The organism is Mesorhizobium sp. P3_A2, from assembly GCF_056403115.1.
In genome coordinates this window covers 188,875-203,918 of the sequence record NZ_JBFUGC010000002.1, presented here as the reverse complement: position 1 = coordinate 203,918, position 15,044 = coordinate 188,875, and the positions used below count along the sequence as shown (strand labels likewise).

The 15,044-nt window shown below is 63.7% G+C and carries 14 protein-coding genes; 11 read left to right on the top strand and 3 right to left on the bottom strand.

Annotated elements, in window-relative coordinates; translation table 11 throughout:
• Positions 1 to 11: 11 nt before the first annotated feature.
• Together AC1DXM_RS05435 and AC1DXM_RS05430 are read left to right on the top strand one after the other, a co-directional pair.
• Positions 12 to 806: an SDR family oxidoreductase gene (locus tag AC1DXM_RS05435; RefSeq protein WP_477232137.1), complete on the top strand. Its 795-nt coding sequence runs from the start codon at positions 12 to 14 to the stop codon at positions 804 to 806.
• 435 nt (positions 807 to 1,241) lie between these two features.
• Positions 1,242 to 2,333 carry a 3-deoxy-7-phosphoheptulonate synthase gene (locus AC1DXM_RS05430; protein WP_477232136.1) on the top strand — a complete coding sequence of 364 codons (1,092 nt, stop codon included), beginning with the start codon at positions 1,242 to 1,244 and terminating at the stop codon, positions 2,331 to 2,333.
• A gap of 132 nt (positions 2,334 to 2,465) precedes the next feature.
• Here the strand turns inward: AC1DXM_RS05430 and AC1DXM_RS05425 are convergent, their stop codons facing one another.
• Complete coding sequence (locus AC1DXM_RS05425) at positions 2,466 to 3,101, bottom strand: LysE family translocator (protein WP_477232135.1); 636 nt, start codon at positions 3,099 to 3,101, stop codon at positions 2,466 to 2,468.
• A gap of 127 nt (positions 3,102 to 3,228) precedes the next feature.
• Between AC1DXM_RS05425 and AC1DXM_RS05420 the strand changes: the two genes are divergently transcribed.
• Complete coding sequence (locus AC1DXM_RS05420; protein ID WP_477232134.1) at positions 3,229 to 3,930, top strand: helix-turn-helix transcriptional regulator; 702 nt, start codon at positions 3,229 to 3,231, stop codon at positions 3,928 to 3,930.
• Positions 3,931 to 4,065: 135 nt separating this feature from the next.
• Here AC1DXM_RS05420 and AC1DXM_RS05415 read toward each other — a convergent pair whose 3' ends face one another.
• Entirely contained in the window at positions 4,066 to 5,175 is a 1,110-nt protein-coding gene (locus AC1DXM_RS05415) for a Gfo/Idh/MocA family protein (protein WP_477232467.1), read from the bottom strand.
• Positions 5,176 to 5,328: 153 nt separating this feature from the next.
• Here AC1DXM_RS05415 and AC1DXM_RS05410 point away from each other — a divergent pair, with 153 nt between their 5' ends.
• Positions 5,329 to 6,174 carry a MurR/RpiR family transcriptional regulator gene (locus AC1DXM_RS05410; RefSeq protein ID WP_477232466.1) on the top strand — a complete coding sequence of 282 codons (846 nt, stop codon included), beginning with the start codon at positions 5,329 to 5,331 and terminating at the stop codon, positions 6,172 to 6,174.
• On the opposite strand, the gene AC1DXM_RS05405 is transcribed toward AC1DXM_RS05410, so the two are convergent.
• The gene (locus AC1DXM_RS05405) at positions 6,171 to 7,061 is read right to left on the bottom strand and encodes an AraC family transcriptional regulator (protein ID WP_477232465.1); all 891 of its coding nucleotides are present in this window, start codon (positions 7,059 to 7,061) and stop codon (positions 6,171 to 6,173) included. The genes AC1DXM_RS05410 and AC1DXM_RS05405 overlap by 4 nt on opposite strands.
• A gap of 139 nt (positions 7,062 to 7,200) precedes the next feature.
• On the opposite strand from AC1DXM_RS05405, the gene AC1DXM_RS05400 reads away from it, so the two are divergent.
• The 7 genes from AC1DXM_RS05400 to AC1DXM_RS05370 all read left to right on the top strand — a co-directional run bounded on the left by AC1DXM_RS05400 (position 7,201) and on the right by AC1DXM_RS05370 (position 15,034).
• A complete protein-coding gene (locus AC1DXM_RS05400) occupies positions 7,201 to 7,929 on the top strand; it encodes an SDR family NAD(P)-dependent oxidoreductase (protein WP_477232133.1) in 729 nt (242 codons plus the stop codon).
• Positions 7,930 to 8,202: 273 nt separating this feature from the next.
• Positions 8,203 to 10,137, top strand: a complete 1,935-nt coding sequence (locus AC1DXM_RS05395) for a bifunctional 5-dehydro-2-deoxygluconokinase/5-dehydro-2-deoxyphosphogluconate aldolase (protein ID WP_477232132.1) — start codon at positions 8,203 to 8,205, stop codon at positions 10,135 to 10,137.
• A 34-nt stretch (positions 10,138 to 10,171) separates the two neighbouring features.
• Positions 10,172 to 12,022 carry a 3D-(3,5/4)-trihydroxycyclohexane-1,2-dione acylhydrolase (decyclizing) gene (gene iolD, locus AC1DXM_RS05390; RefSeq protein WP_477232131.1) on the top strand — a complete coding sequence of 617 codons (1,851 nt, stop codon included), beginning with the start codon at positions 10,172 to 10,174 and terminating at the stop codon, positions 12,020 to 12,022.
• A gap of 144 nt (positions 12,023 to 12,166) precedes the next feature.
• On the top strand, positions 12,167 to 13,084 hold the full coding sequence (gene iolE, locus AC1DXM_RS05385; RefSeq protein WP_477232130.1) for a myo-inosose-2 dehydratase: 918 nt from the start codon (positions 12,167 to 12,169) through the stop codon (positions 13,082 to 13,084).
• A 43-nt stretch (positions 13,085 to 13,127) separates the two neighbouring features.
• Positions 13,128 to 13,358 carry a DUF3329 domain-containing protein gene (locus AC1DXM_RS05380; protein ID WP_112559931.1) on the top strand — a complete coding sequence of 77 codons (231 nt, stop codon included), beginning with the start codon at positions 13,128 to 13,130 and terminating at the stop codon, positions 13,356 to 13,358.
• 5 nt (positions 13,359 to 13,363) lie between these two features.
• Complete coding sequence (gene iolB, locus AC1DXM_RS05375; protein ID WP_477232129.1) at positions 13,364 to 14,176, top strand: 5-deoxy-glucuronate isomerase; 813 nt, start codon at positions 13,364 to 13,366, stop codon at positions 14,174 to 14,176.
• A 150-nt stretch (positions 14,177 to 14,326) separates the two neighbouring features.
• A complete protein-coding gene (locus tag AC1DXM_RS05370; protein WP_477232128.1) occupies positions 14,327 to 15,034 on the top strand; it encodes a DUF1045 domain-containing protein in 708 nt (235 codons plus the stop codon).
• Positions 15,035 to 15,044: the final 10 nt, after the last annotated feature.

The window sequence follows — 15,044 nt, the reverse complement described above, 5'->3', positions numbered from 1 at the left end:
GGAGCAGAGCGATGAGCACATCCGCCGATCGCAATTCGAAGACGCGCGCCATCGTCACCGGCGGCGCGCAAGGCATCGGCTTTGCCGTCGGCGAGGCATTGGCCGACGAAGGCTGCCGGGCGCTGGCGCTCATCGGCCGCTCGCAGGAGAAGGGCGACAAGGCCGTCGCCCATTTCAAGAAGGCCGGCGTCGACGCCATCTTCATCAGCGCCGACGTCTCGAAAGTGGCCGACTGCAAGCGTGCGGTCGCGACCGCCATTTCGCATTTCGGGACCATCAACGCGCTGGTCAACGCCGCCGCCACGTCCGCACGCGGGTCATTGGTCGAAACCTCCGAAGAGGTTTTCGACCAGATCTTTCAGACCAATGTGCGCGGCCCCTTCTTCCTGATGCAGGGCGTGGTGGCTCACCTGTTGGATAAGAAGGCACCCGGCTCGATCGTCAACGTGCTGTCGATGTCGGCGCATTGCGGCCAGTCTTTCCTGGCCCCCTATTCCTCCAGCAAGGGCGCGCTGGCGACGCTGACCAAGAACGTTGCCAACGCCTATCGCTTCAACCGCATCCGCTGCAACGCCGTGCTGCCCGGCTGGATGGACACCGAAGGCGAGGACATCGTGCAGAAGAAATGGCACGGCGCTTCCGACGACTGGCTGGCAAAGGCCGAAGCCGGCCAGCCGATGGGGCAGCTGGTGAAGCCGGATCAGCTCGCGCGGCTGATCAGCTATATGGTGAGCCCGCAATCCGGCGTCATCACCGGGTCATTGGTCGACTATGACCAGAATGTTGCGGGGGCATCACCGGAGTAAGGAGCCGGCGGCGCGGCCGGCCCTTTCTCCCCGTCACTATACGGGGAGAAATGCCCGGCAGGGCAATGAGGGGCAGCACTGACTTTGACGGCTACAGGGTCGATTGAGGTCGGCGCCTTGGCCCTGTCCTATCCTCCGACGCAAGCGCCGCCCCTCACCTGCCTGTCGGCATCCTCTCCCCGTATAGTGACGGGGAGAGGGCCGCTCGCCGGCGATTCGCCAACTCATTTACGGCACGTGACAAACGCTCTAGCTTCGATTATATGAGCCTCATGATCAACCTGTCCGCCACGTATTGGTACTTTAGCAGCTCGCTGGCGGCGGGAGGATTGCGCTCGATCTGAAGATTGCAGCAACAAGTCCGAACAGCCGCCAGACCTGGCGGCTTTTTTGTTTCAGCCGGCAGGTCTCCTAAAAAAACAGGAGCAGAAAGCCGTGTTGACCACCACAGACGACCTTCGGGTCACCGAAATCAGGGCATTGAGCACGCCGGAAGAGGTGATGCGCGAGATACCGCGCACGCTGACGGCGACGCGCACCGTCGCCACGTCGCGCAACGCCATCCATTCCATCCTTACGGGGGCCGACGATCGACTGCTTGTCATCGTCGGCCCTTGTTCCATCCACGATCCGGTCGCGGCCGTTGACTATGCCAGCCGTCTGGCGGCGCTGCGCGAGACCCTGTCCGACCGGCTCGAGATCGTCATGCGCGTCTATTTCGAGAAGCCGCGCACCACGGTCGGCTGGAAGGGCCTGATCAACGATCCCGACCTGGACGGCAGTTTCAACATCGAGAAAGGGTTGCGCATGGCGCGCAACGTCTTGTCGGCCGTCAACAATCTCGGCCTGCCGGCAGCGACCGAGTTCCTTGACATGACCATCCCGCAATACATTGCCGACCTCGTCGCCTGGGGCGCCATCGGCGCGCGCACCACCGAAAGCCAAATCCACCGCGAGCTGGCATCGGGCCTGTCCTGCCCCGTCGGCTTCAAGAACGGCACCGACGGCAATCTCAGGATCGCCGCCGAGGCGGTGAAATCGGCTGCTCAGCCGCATCATTTCATGGCGGTGACCAAGGGCGGCCGCAGCGCCATTGCCGCAACCACCGGCAACGAAGACTGCCACGTCATCCTGCGCGGCGGCGTTCAGCCGAACTACGATGCGGCGAGCGTCGAGGCCGCCTCAGTCGAACTCGCCCGCATCGGCGTTGCGCCCCGGCTGATGATCGATGTCAGCCACGCCAACTCAGGCAAGAAGCCGGAGAACCAGCCCAAAGTGGCGGCCGACGTCGCTGGCCAGGTCGCGGCGGGCGACGAGCGCATCATCGGCGTCATGATCGAGAGCAATCTCGTCGCCGGACGGCAGGATGTGGTGCCCGGCAAGCCGCTTACCTACGGCCAGAGCGTCACCGATGGCTGCATCGACTGGGCAACCACCGAGACGGTGCTGCACGGCCTCGCCGGCGCCGTCGAATGGCGCCGCTCAGCACGCCGCGCCATGATGGAGAGCCGGCAGGGCGCCGCGTAATCTCCTTCTCCCCCTGAGGGGTCCGAAGGACGGGGCGAGACCCGTGGCTCGCCCCGGGCGGTGGATCGGCGCGCAGTGCCGAGACGGATGAGGGGTACAGGAAGAAACGCGGCGTGATCGCTTGGTCGGGGATCACGCCGCCTTCAAACCGTGCCAGGCGGTCAGCACCGAAACCACAATCAGAAGCAGTCCGGCCGCCCGGCCGGCAAATATGGTCGCCCGCGGATTGGCAACCAGCAGGTTGCGGCTGCGCCCGGCTGATACTGCGAGCCCGCCATAGACGGCAAACTGCGTGGCGACCGTCATCAATCCCATGATTGTCGCCTGCATCCAGATCGGGCCATAGGCCGGCTTCAGGAATTGCGGATAGACCGCGAAGACGAAGAGATAGGCTTTGGGATTGATCAGGCAGATTACCAGCCCCTGGCGAAACGCCTTCCATGCGGAGCGGCTGCCGGCCGGCCCGTCTTGGCCGACCTTGATCGAGCTGCGCATCAGCGACAGGCCGATATAGGCCATGTAGACGGCGCCCGCGATCAACAGCGGGTTGTAGAGGATCGGCACGAAATGCATCAGCAGGCCGACGCCGACGGCGCCGTTCAGCGTATGCACCATGCCGCCCGTCATGATGCCGCCGGTCGCGGCAAGCCCCCTGTTGCCGCCGCCGGTCAGCGCATTGGCAAGCACGAACAGCATATCCATTCCGGGCACGATGATGATGCCGAACAGCAGGATAAAGAAAAGCCAGAGATTTTCCGCGTAACTCATGTCAGTTGCCTGTCGCTTCCTGCCAGTGTGCCGTTGGGGAATTTGTTGATTTTCAACCCGATAGGCAGTCCAATAGATCATCCCAACTGACGGGGATGTGTCAGTAGCGTTTCATCAGGGAGAGGAAATGCGCAAGGCGTCGCGCCTGTTCGAGATCATCCAGATCCTGCGGCTGGCGCGGCAGTCGGTGACGGCGGCCATGATTGCCGAGCAGCTGGAAGTGACGGTGCGTTCGATCTATCGCGACATCGCCGCCCTGCAGGCGATGCGCGTGCCGATCGAGGGCGGGCGCGGCATCGGTTACATCCTGCGCCCAGGCTTCGACCTGCCGCCGCTGATGTTTTCGATCGAGGAGATGGAGGCGATCGTGCTGTCGCTGGCGCTGCTGGAGCGCACCGGAGACAGCGAACTCAAACAGGCAGCCAAGCGCGTCAGCGCCAAAATTGCAGGTGCTGTGCCGCCGCCCTTGCGCCAGGCTTTCGACGCCAATGCGTTGCATGTCTGGGGGTTCGCCGCGCCCGCAATCGGCACGATCGATCTGGCGCTGGTGCGCCGCGCCATCCGCGACGAGGAGAAGCTCGACCTCTCCTATCGCGACGAAATGGGCCGCGCTTCCGAGCGGCTGATCCGCCCGATCGCACTGATCTACTACGCCGAGACCGCCAACATCGTCGCCTGGTGCGAACTGCGCCAGGCGATCCGCAATTTCCGCAGCGACCGCATCGAGGATTGCCGGGCGACCGGCCTGCGCTTCAAGGGCGAAGGCGATCGTCTGCGGCAGGTCTGGGTCGACGGTTGGGAGACGAACGCTGTGGCCGCGGCCGGCTAGAGCGGTTCATCGTTTCACGGAACCGGCGAACCGCTCTATCTCTTTGTTTTTACGCAATTCCCAAGGGAAAGCGCTACGCGCTTTTCCCGGGAAAACCGCACACACGTTTCCTGGAATTGCTTAGGCGAGCAGATATTACCGCACGTCCACCCAGCGCTTTTCCTCGAATGAGCGCGCCATGGCGTGCACGGTGCGCTCGATCTCCAGCCCTTCGGCGAATTCGATCACCCGCGCCGGCTTGCCGGCAAGCCGGGTCAGCAATTCGTGGCACTCGATGATCTTGAGGTCGTTGAAACCAAGGCCGTGGCCCGGCGCCGGCAGGAAGGCGTCGTAGGGTTTGTGGTGCGGCGCCACCAATATGGTGCGGTAGCCCTGCTCGGTCGGGCGGTCGGCGGTGACGTAAAGCTGGATTTCGTTCATCCGCTCCTGATCGAACAGGATCGATCCCTTGGAGCCGAAAATCTGGATGGCGATGCGGCCCTTGCGGCCCCAGGCCGAGCGGTTGACCAGCAGCGTGCCGGCAATGCCGTTTTCCAGATGCATCAGCACGCTGGCAATGTCGTAGGTCTCGACGGCGCGGCGGCCGCCGCTGGCCAGCTTGCGGTCGGCATAGGGCTTGGCCATGTCGCAGATGACGCTGGCGACCCGTCCGAACAGGATGCTGACCAGCGACAGCGGGTGCACGGCGAAATCGTCGAGCGCGCCATAGCCGGACGCCGCCTCATGCTTCCAGAAGAACAGCGCTTCCGGGTCGGCCATGAAGTCCTCGTCCATCTCGATGCGCAGATGGTTGACCTCGCCGATGATCTTCTCCTCCAGTAGCGCGCCGATGTGCCGGATCGCCGGGCTCTGTATGTAGTTGTAGCCCAGCGCTGCGACCTTGCCGGACTTCTTCGCCGCGGCTGCCATCGCCTCGGCCTCGGCAAAGCTCGGCGCCATCGGCTTTTCGCACCACAAATGCTTGCCGGCTTCGAGGATGGCGATGGCCATTTCCGGATGGAACTGGTTGGGTGTGGTCAAGGAGACGATATCGACCGCCGGATCGTTGACGACGGCGCGCCAGTCGCCCGACGCCTTGGCGAAGCCGAACTCGCCCGCCTTGCGTTTGGCAAGCTCCTCATTGACCTCGCCGAGATGAACCAGTTTTGGCTTGGCGACATCCGGAAAGACGGCACCGACGGCACTCCACGCTATGGCGTGGCACTTGCCCATGAAACCCGTGCCGATAAGACCGACGCCGACCATCTTCTTCTCCACTCGCCTAAATTCCTCGGTGGATGAATTAGTCCATTTTCTCCAGAAATGGAATGTCTGCCTCATTTTTTATGGCGTTCTTGCGCTGGCTGGCTATGATGGGGCAGAGAGGACGTTTCACGGATGAGCTTGGACGGGCCGACGATGGACGAACGGGTACCTCGCGACTTCGAGACGCTGCGCGCCACGATCCTCGATCGCCGCGAAACCTTGCCCAAGCGCATTGCCCAGATTGCCGCCTACTCGCTCGACAACCCTGATGACATCGCCTTCGGCACCGCCGCCAGCATCGCCGCTTCGGCCGGCGTACAACCCTCGACCCTGATCCGCTTTGCCCAGCAGCTTGGCTTCGACGGCTTCACCAGCCTGCAGCAGGTGTTTCGCGAGCGGCTGCGGGAGCGCAACTCCTCCTATGACGAGCGCTTGCAGGCGCTGCGCGCCAAGGCCGATGCGGGTGCGGGCCATCGCGCCATTTTCGACGGCTTCGTCGCTGCCGCCAGCACCTCGCTCAATGACATTTCGCGCACGCTGGACGAAGCCCATCTGGAAGACGCGATCTCGCTGCTGGCCAAGGCCGAGACCATCTATGTGCTCGCCAAGCGCCGCTCCTATCCGGTGGCAAGCTACATCGCCTATGCTTTGGGCAAATTGAAGATCCGCAACCAGCTGATCGAATCCGCCGCCGGCCTCAACGCCGAAATGGTCGCCTTCGCTACGCCGGCGGACGCCGTCATCGCCATCAGCTTCTCGCCCTACGCGCCGGCAACCATCGAGGAAGCCCGCACCATTTCCGAACAGGGCGTGCCGATCGTCGCCATCACCGACAGCTCGTTTTCGCCGCTGGCGCAGTTCGCCAGCGTCTGGTTCGAAGTCGCCGAGGCCGATTTCGCCGGCTTCCGCTCGTTGTCGGCAACCATGGCGCTGGCCATGGCGCTGACCGTCGGCGTCGGCGAGAAACGGCGCAGCACCGGCCGCAAGCGCAAAGGTTAGATCACCTCTACGGCCGCCTCGCCGGCCGCCGAAAGCCGCGCCGCATCACGCGCCGGCGGCGACCCGAACTGGCGGGCATATTCCCGGCTGAACTGGGAAGCGCTCTCATAGCCGACGGCAAAAGCGACGCTGGCAACATTGCCTGGCTGGGCGAGCAGCATATGGCGGGCCTCCAGCAGCCTTATCTGTTTTTGATACTGGATCGGACTCATCGCGGTCGCCGCCTTGAAGTGACGGTAAAAGGCAGCCTCGCTCATATGGGCGATCTGAGCGAGATCGCTGACCCGGATCGGCTGATGGCAATGCGTCCGGATCCAGGCGATCGCTTGGCCGATGCGGGACAGATGGCCATCGGCGCGCGCCAGCTGGCGAAGCTTCCCGCCCTGGGGTCCTTGCAGCAGCCGAAACAGCATCTCGCGTTCGAGCATGCTGGCCAGCACGGGAATCTCGGCCGGCCGGTCGAGCAGCCGCATGATGCGCCGCAATGCATCGAGCAAATCGTCATTGACGGGCGAGGTGGCGAAACTGTCGCCGCCAAGCGCGGGCTCGTGCTCGACAAGCAGGGCGGCGACGGCCTGCAGATCAAGGGTGAAGCCGATGGCGAGGTACGGGCGCCCGGCGCTCGCTTCGACGATCTGGCTGATGGTGGGCGTTTCCACCGTGTAGATGAAATAGCTGGCGGGATCGTAGCGCAGAGCCCTGTCGCCGATCAGAACCGTCTTCGCGCCCTGCAGCACGAACAGAATCCCGGACCCCCACACACCCGCGACCGGTGCTGTGGTGGTTTCGCTGCGGCCGATCGAAACATGCGGGATCGCCGTTCTCACCCGCCGTCCGTCTGCGTGACGGCCGGCAATATCGATCAGTTCCCGCAACGCCTCGCTCATGGCGCCAGCATGGCGCATCCGAACCGACCGGGCAAGCCGGATGAGAGGATCAGGCAAGAGGAAGAGAGGTTTCGGCGCGCGGCATTGGCGGCGAAGCGCCATCTCTGTGTCTCCGATATGGAGAAATGGAGATATCAAAATGACGACGACAAAAACCGCTGTGGTGACCGGCGCCAACAAGGGCATCGGCCGCGAAATCGCCCGACGGCTGGCGACGATGGGCTTCAAGGTGTGGCTCGGCGCCAGGGATGCCGGGCGCGGCATGGCGGCAGAACAAGAATTGCGCGCCGAAGGCCTGGACGTTCAATGGCTTGCGCTTGACGTTACGCAGGACGACAGCGTGGCGGCCGCCGCCAAAACCGTCGCCGCAGAAGGCCCCGGGCTCGATGTGCTGGTCAACAATGCCGGCATCGCCATCAACTATGAGCTGCCGCCGAGCGAGCAGCATCTGGCCGATATCAGGGCCACCTATGAGGTCAACGTGTTCGGCCCGATCCGCGTCACCCAGGCCTTCCTGCCGCTGCTGCTGGCAGCGCCGGCCGCGCGCATTGTCATGGTCAGCAGTTCGACCGGATCCATCGGTCGCGCGCTCGATTCGGGCACGCCGAACCATGCGGTCAACCTGTTGGGCTATGGCAGCTCCAAGACGGCGCTGAACGCCATCACCGTGGCCTTCGCCCGGGAGCTGGCGCCGAGCGGCATCAAAATCAACGCCGCGGCACCCGGCTATACCGCCACCGACCTCAACGGCTTTAAAGGCCACCGCACCGTGCAGCAGGCGGCCGAGATCGTGATACACTTGGCGACCCTGGATGCCGATGGCCCGAACGCCGGCTATTTCAACGACGACGGTCCGCTCCCCTGGTGAAGGAGCCGGACGCGAAAGTCCTCCGACGGCGATCATCCAAAGCACTTTTCCGAGAAGGAATGCTCATTCCATATTGACTATGGATTGGAATTATTATTTCATATTGGCGGCGTCACGCTGCCGCTCGCGCGTGTCCCCCAACTAGGTTGCAAAAGCAATTCCAGCGAAAGTGTGAGCGGTTTCGCGTCCGGAATTGCGTGAAATAAGAGTTAGAGTGGTTCGCCGTGAAACGGCTAGCCGCTCTAACGACAACAAGACTGACGGGAGGTTCCAATGAGCGAAGCCGTGGACGCGAAATACGCTCCGCTCGATGTTATCACCATCGGTCGCGCCTCCGTCGACCTTTATGGCCAGCAGATCGGCTCGCGGCTGGAGGATATCGGCTCCTTCGCCAAGTCGGTCGGCGGCTGCCCGGCCAACATCTCTGTGGGCACGGCAAGGCTCGGCCTGCGCTCGGCGCTGCTCACCCGCGTCGGCGACGAGCAGATGGGCCGCTTCATCCGCGAACAGCTGCGGCGCGAAGGCGTCAATGTCGACGGTCTCAAGACCGACAAGGAACGGCTGACGGCGCTGGTGCTGCTTTCGGTCGAGAGCGAAGGCGTTTCGCCGATGATTTTTTACCGTAGCGACTGCGCCGACATGGCGCTGGCGCCGGAAGACATTGACGAGGCCTTCATCGCCTCGGCGCGTTCCATCGTCGTCACCGGCACGCATTTTTCCCGACCCAACAGCGACGCCGCCCAGCGCAAAGCGATCCGCATCATCAAGGCCAAGGGTGGCAAGGTGGTGTTCGACGTCGACTACCGCCCCAACCTCTGGGGCCTCGCCGGCCATGCCGAAGGTTTTGAACGTTATGTGAAGTCCGACCGCGTCTCGGCGCAGCTGAAGACGGTATTGCCCGATTGTGACCTCATCGTCGGCACCGAGGAAGAGATCATGATCGCGTCCGGCGCCGATGATTGCCTGAGCGCGCTGAAAACCATCCGCTCGCTGTCCTCGGCGACCATCGTCCTGAAGCGCGGCGCCATGGGCTGCATCGTCTATGACGGGCCGATCAGCGACGACCTCGAAGACGGCATCGTCGGCAAGGGGTTCCCGATCGAGATCTACAATGTGCTCGGCGCCGGCGACGCTTTCATGTCCGGCTTCCTGCGCGGCTGGCTGGGTGGTGAAAACCATGCGACGTCGGCGACCTGGGCCAATGCCTGCGGCGCCTTTGCCGTGTCCCGGCTGCTCTGCGCGCCGGAATATCCGACGTTCGAGGAGTTGCAGTTCTTCCTCAAGAACGGCAGCAAGTACCTCGCTTTGCGCAAGGACGAAGCGATCAACCACATCCATTGGGCGACGACGCGTCGGCGCGACATCCCCTCGATGATGGCGCTCGCTTGCGACCACCGTGTGCAGCTCGAGGATGTGGCGGCCAAGACCGGCGCCGATCCGGCGCGCATCCGCGATTTCAAGGTGCTGGCGGTCAAGGCAGCGGCGAAGGTTGCCGCCGGCCGTGATGGCTACGGCATGCTGATCGACGAGAAGCATGGCCGCGAGGCGATGTTCGAATTCGCGCGCCATCCTTTTGCCTGGCTCGGCCGCCCGGTCGAACTGCCAGGCTCGCGGCCGCTGCGCTTCGAATTCTCGCAGGACATCGGCTCGCAGCTGGTGGAATGGCCGGTCGACCACTGCATCAAATGCCTGTGCTTCTACCATCCCGACGATCCGGCAGAACTCAAGGAAGAACAGCAACAGAAACTGCGCGCGCTGTTCGAGGCGGCGCGAAAGGTCGGCCGCGAATTGCTGGTCGAAATCATCGCCGGCAAGCACGGCAAGCTCGATGACACCACGATCCCGCGCGCGCTGGAAGAACTCTATGCGCTCGGCATCAAGCCGGATTGGTGGAAGCTCGAGCCGCAGGCCTCGGCCGGCGCCTGGGCCAAGATCGAGGCCGTCATCCTCAAGCACGATCCGTGGTGCCGTGGCGTCGTGCTGCTTGGGCTGGAAGCGCCGCAGGACGAGCTGGAAGCTGCCTTCGCCGCGACCGCCAAGGCGCCGATCGTCAAGGGCTTCGCCGTCGGCCGCACCATCTTTGTCCACGCCGCTGAACAGTGGCTGGCCGGCAAGATGTCGGATGACGAGGCCGTCGCCGACATGGCCGCGCGCTTCGAACAGTTGACCGAAGCGTGGCTTGCCGCGCGTGGCCGTAAAGCAGCATAAGAAGACGCGACGCAGGACTGCGGAGGAAAATACCATGAGCAAGACAATCCGCCTGACGATGGCGCAGGCGCTGACCCGCTTTCTCAGCAAGCAGATGACCGAGATCGACGGCAAAAAAGTGCCGATCTCCGGCGGCGTTTGGGCGATTTTCGGCCACGGCAATGTCGCAGGGATCGGCGAGGCGCTCTACCAGGTGCGCGATGAACTGCCGACCTTCCGCGCCCACAATGAACAGGCGATGGCGCATGCGGCGATCGCCTATGGCAAGGCTAATTTCCGCCGCCGCTTCATGGCCGCGACCTCGTCGATCGGCCCCGGCGCGCTCAACATGGTGACGGCGGCGGCGCTTGCGCATGTAAACAGGTTGCCCGTCCTGTTTTTGCCGGGCGATGTCTTCGCCAACCGCATCCCCGATCCGGTGCTGCAGCAGGCAGAGGATTTTTCCGACGGTACGGCGACGGTCAATGACTGCTTCCGTCCGGTGTCGCGCTATTTCGATCGCATCACCCGGTCGGAGCAGATCATTCCGGCGCTGAGCCGGGCCATGCAGGTGCTGACCGATCCGGCCGATTGCGGCCCGGTAACACTGTCGCTGTGTCAGGACGTGCAGGCCGAAGCCTATGACTATCCCGAAAGCTTCTTTGCCGAGCGGGTCTGGCACCAGCGTCGGCCGCGTCCGGACCGCCATGAATTGGCGGCCGCAGTCACGGCGCTCAAGGGCGCCAAGAAGCCGCTGATCATCGCCGGCGGCGGCGTGCTCTATTCGCAGGCATCGGACGAACTGGCAAAATTCGCCGAGACCGCAGGCATTCCGGTCTGCGAGACGCAAGGCGGCAAATCCTCGCTGCCCGACAATCATCGGCTCAACATGGCGGCGGTCGGCGTCACCGGCACATCCGCCGCCAACCGGCTGGCGGAAGAGGCCGATGTCGTGCTGGCCATCGGCACCCGCCTGCAGGATTTCACCACCGGCTCGTGGGCGCTGTTCAAGAATTCCGGCAAGACCATCATCGGGCTGAATGTGCAGCCTTTCGATGCCGGCAAGCACCGGGCTTTGCCGCTCGTCGCCGATGCGGCCGAAGGGCTCGCCGAACTCGGTGCTGGGCTCAAGGGCTGGAAGGCGCCTTCCGCATGGACCGACAATTCGGCCACCGGCAAGAAAGCCTGGCAGGCCGATGCCGGCAAGGTGACGGCCTCGACCAACGCCGCCTATCCCTCGGATGCGCAGGTGATCGGCGCCGTGCAACGCGCCCTGGGCTCCGGCGTGACCTTGCTGCATGCCGCCGGCGGTCTGCCAGGTGAATTGCACAAGCTCTGGCAGGCTGGCGCGCCCGGCTCCTACCACGCCGAATACGGTTTCTCGACCATGGGTTACGAGATTGCCGGCGGCCTCGGCGCCAAGATGGCCAAGCCCGATGAGGAAGTCGTCGTCATGATCGGCGACGGCTCCTACCTCATGCTGAATTCAGAGATCGCCACCTCGGTGATGCTCGGTCTGAAGCTCACCATCGTGCTGCTCGACAACAGGGGCTATGGCTGCATCAACCGGCTGCAAATAGCCACAGGCGGCGCCAACTTCAACAATCTCCTGAAGGACTCGCGCCACGAAATCTTGCCCGACATCGACTTCGCCGCACATGCCGCCAGCATGGGCGCAATCGCCGAAAAAGTGCCATCAATCGCCGGCCTGGAAAACGCGCTGCAGAAGTCGAAAAAGAACGACCGCACCACCGTTCTGGTCATCGACACCGATCCGCTTGTTTCCACCGATGCCGGTGGCCATTGGTGGGATGTAGCGGTGCCGGAAGTCTCCGCGCGCAGCCAGGTCAACGCGGCACGCAAGGCCTATGACGAAAAGCGGCAGATGCAGAGTGTTGGTGATTGAAGTAAATGCGCCAGCCCCTACCTCCCCCTTGTGGGGAGGTCGGACCGAAGGTCCGGGTGGGGGTCTGTGCCGCACCCCCACCCCGCTGCTTCGCAGCGACCCTCCCCACAGGGGGGAGGGTGAACAAAAAACCGGAGTGACGACTTGAAAGCCAAACTGGGCATGTCCCCCATTGCGTGGTGGAACGACGATCTTGCCGAACTCAGCGACGACGTCTCGCTGGAAGAGTGCCTGCGCCAGTCGCGTTCGGCCGGCTTCACCGGCATGGAGATGGGCCGGCGTTTTCCCAACGATCCCGCTGTCATGCTGCCGATCCTGAAGAAGGCCGACGTCACGCTGTGCGGCGGCTGGTTCTCCGGCACGCTGGTCGACGAGGACATGGGCAAGAACAAGGACCGCATCCAGCCGATGATCGACCTGTTCAAGGCGGTCAACGCGCCTTGCATCGTCTATGGCGAGGTCGGCCGTTCGATCCAGGGCGACCGCTCCAAACCGCTCGCCACCAAGCCGAAATTGTCGGGCGACGAGATGAAGGCCTATGCCAGACGCCTGACCGAGTTCGGCGAATGGTGCGCCGAGCAAGGCATGCCACTGTCCTATCACCACCACATGGCGGCGGTGGTCGAGACCGAGCCGGAACTCGATGCCTTCATGCGCCATTCCGGCGACGGCATTCCGCTGCTGCTCGATGCGGGTCACCTGGCCTTTGCCGGCGGCGACGTGCTGCGCGCCATCGACAACCACCACAAGCGCATCAACCATGTCCATGTGAAGGATGTGCGTATGGCTGTCATCGACGGGCTCGACCGCACGAAACAGTCCTTCCTCGATGCCGTGGCGCTTGGCGCCTTCACTGTGCCGGGCGATGGCTCGCTGGATTTCGGCGCCATCGTGCAGCGTTTCGCCGACCATGGCTATGAAGGCTGGTTTGTCGTCGAGGCCGAGCAGGACCCGAAGAAGAATCCGCCGCTGAAGATGGCGCAGGTAGGTCACAAGGAGCTGATGCGGGTGATGACCGCTGCCGGCTACACCGTCGAGACGCAAGGCTTTCCCAATGTCTGATGCGACGGGTTACCGCCGAGCCAGCTTGCTGTAGATTGGCCCGATGAAAGATTACGAGCACCCATTCTTCCGGCCGCTGTGGCGGCGCGTTGCCGTCGTCGCCGTCTGCGTAATCTGGGCGATCATTGAATTCGCCTCCGGCACACCGTTCTGGGGCGTCATCGCGCTCGGCTTTGCCGCCTACGCCGTCTGGCAGTTCTTCTATCTCTACAAGCCGGTCGACGGGGCGAAGCCTCCGGTCGAGCCGAAGACTGGCGCCGAACCGAAGGAATGACCGCAATGTCGAAACTGCTCGTCAAAGCCGACAAGGGCCATGGCCGCGTCGCCCATGTCACGCCCAAAAGCGCCGGCTGGACCTATGTCGGCTTCGACCTGCACCGGCTGAAGCCGGGCGAAAACGCCTCGGGAAAGACCGGTGATCGCGAAGTCTGCCTGGTGTTCGTCACCGGCAAGGGTACGGCAAAGGCCGGTGGTCAGGAACTCGGCCTGCTCGGCGAGCGCATGTCGCCCTTCGAGGGCAAGCCATGGTCGGTCTACATCCCTGAGGGGTCGGACTGGTCGGTCACCGCCGACACCGATCTCGAGCTTGCTGTCTGTTCGGCACCGGGCCTGGGCGGCGGCCTGTCGGTTCGCGTCATCGCGCCCGACGATCTCGGCCAGGAAGTGCGCGGCAAGGGCACCAACACGCGCTACGTCACCAACATCCTGCCGGAAGGCAAGCCGGCCGACTCGCTGCTGGTGGTCGAGGTCATCACGCCTGGCGGCCATACATCGAGCTATCCCCCGCACAAGCACGACCAGGACAATCTGCCGGCCGAATCCTATCTCGAGGAAACCTACTATCACCGCCTCAACCCGCCGCAGGGTTTTGCCTTCCAGCGCGTCTATACCGACGCCGACCAGAATGGCGCCCGCGAGCTCGACGAGGCCATGGCGATCGAGGACGGCGATGTCGTGCTGGTGCCCAAGGGCTACCACCCCTGCGCCGCCTGCCATGGCTACGACCTCTACTATCTCAACGTCATGGCCGGCCCGAAGCGGACGTGGAAATTCCACAACGCGCCCGAGCACGAATGGCTGATGAAGGCCTGACCACCCTGTCTTTCAGGGGAAGCTGTTGGCCCAGTTCGGAAAAATCGTCGGCTAACGACCCATGGGGTCGATTTGCCATCGAAAACCCTTCAAAGCTTCGTCAATCCGTCATGGAAATCACCTATGGCAGCGGGCTGACGAGGATTTTCGATGCGCTACGCCATCTATTTCACCCCGAGGCAGGACGAGCCACTGGCGCGGATCGCCGCCAACTGGCTGGGACGTGACCCTTTCGGCGCCGCCACAAGGCCGAGCGAAGCGGTGGGCGACCTGTCGGCGGCCGAAGTCGCCTTCCACACCGCCTCGGCGCGGCGCTACGGCTTTCATGCGACGCTGAAGGCCCCCTTCCGGCTGGCCCCGAACGAGACGGAAGCCTCGCTGCGTGCTGCCCTGGACGTCTTTGCCGAAGCGACGCCGACGGTCACCATCCCGCGTCTCATCGTCAGCCAGATCGACGGCTTCTTTGCCTTGGTGCCCGAAGGCCCGCTGCCGCCGCTCAACCGTTTTGCCGATGATGTCGTGCTTGGTTTCGACCGTTTTCGCGCGCCGCTCACCGAGGCGGAAATCGAGCGGCGCAGCCCGGATTCGCTTAAACCCGCCGAGTTCCGCAATCTCTGCCAGTGGGGCTACCCCTATGTTTTCGAGACGTTTCGCTTCCACATGACCCTGTCCGGCCGGGCCGGGCCACAGGAAAGCCTACGTCTGCGCGCAGCAATTGACAGCCTGTTCGCCGAGGTGCTGCAGCAGCCGGTGCTGGTGGATGCGCTGACGCTGTTTGTCGAAACCGAACCGGGCGCCCCGTTCATGGTGCTCTCCCATCATGCGCTCGGCCGCCGCGCGGCCCGGAAAACTGCCTGACCACGTCGCC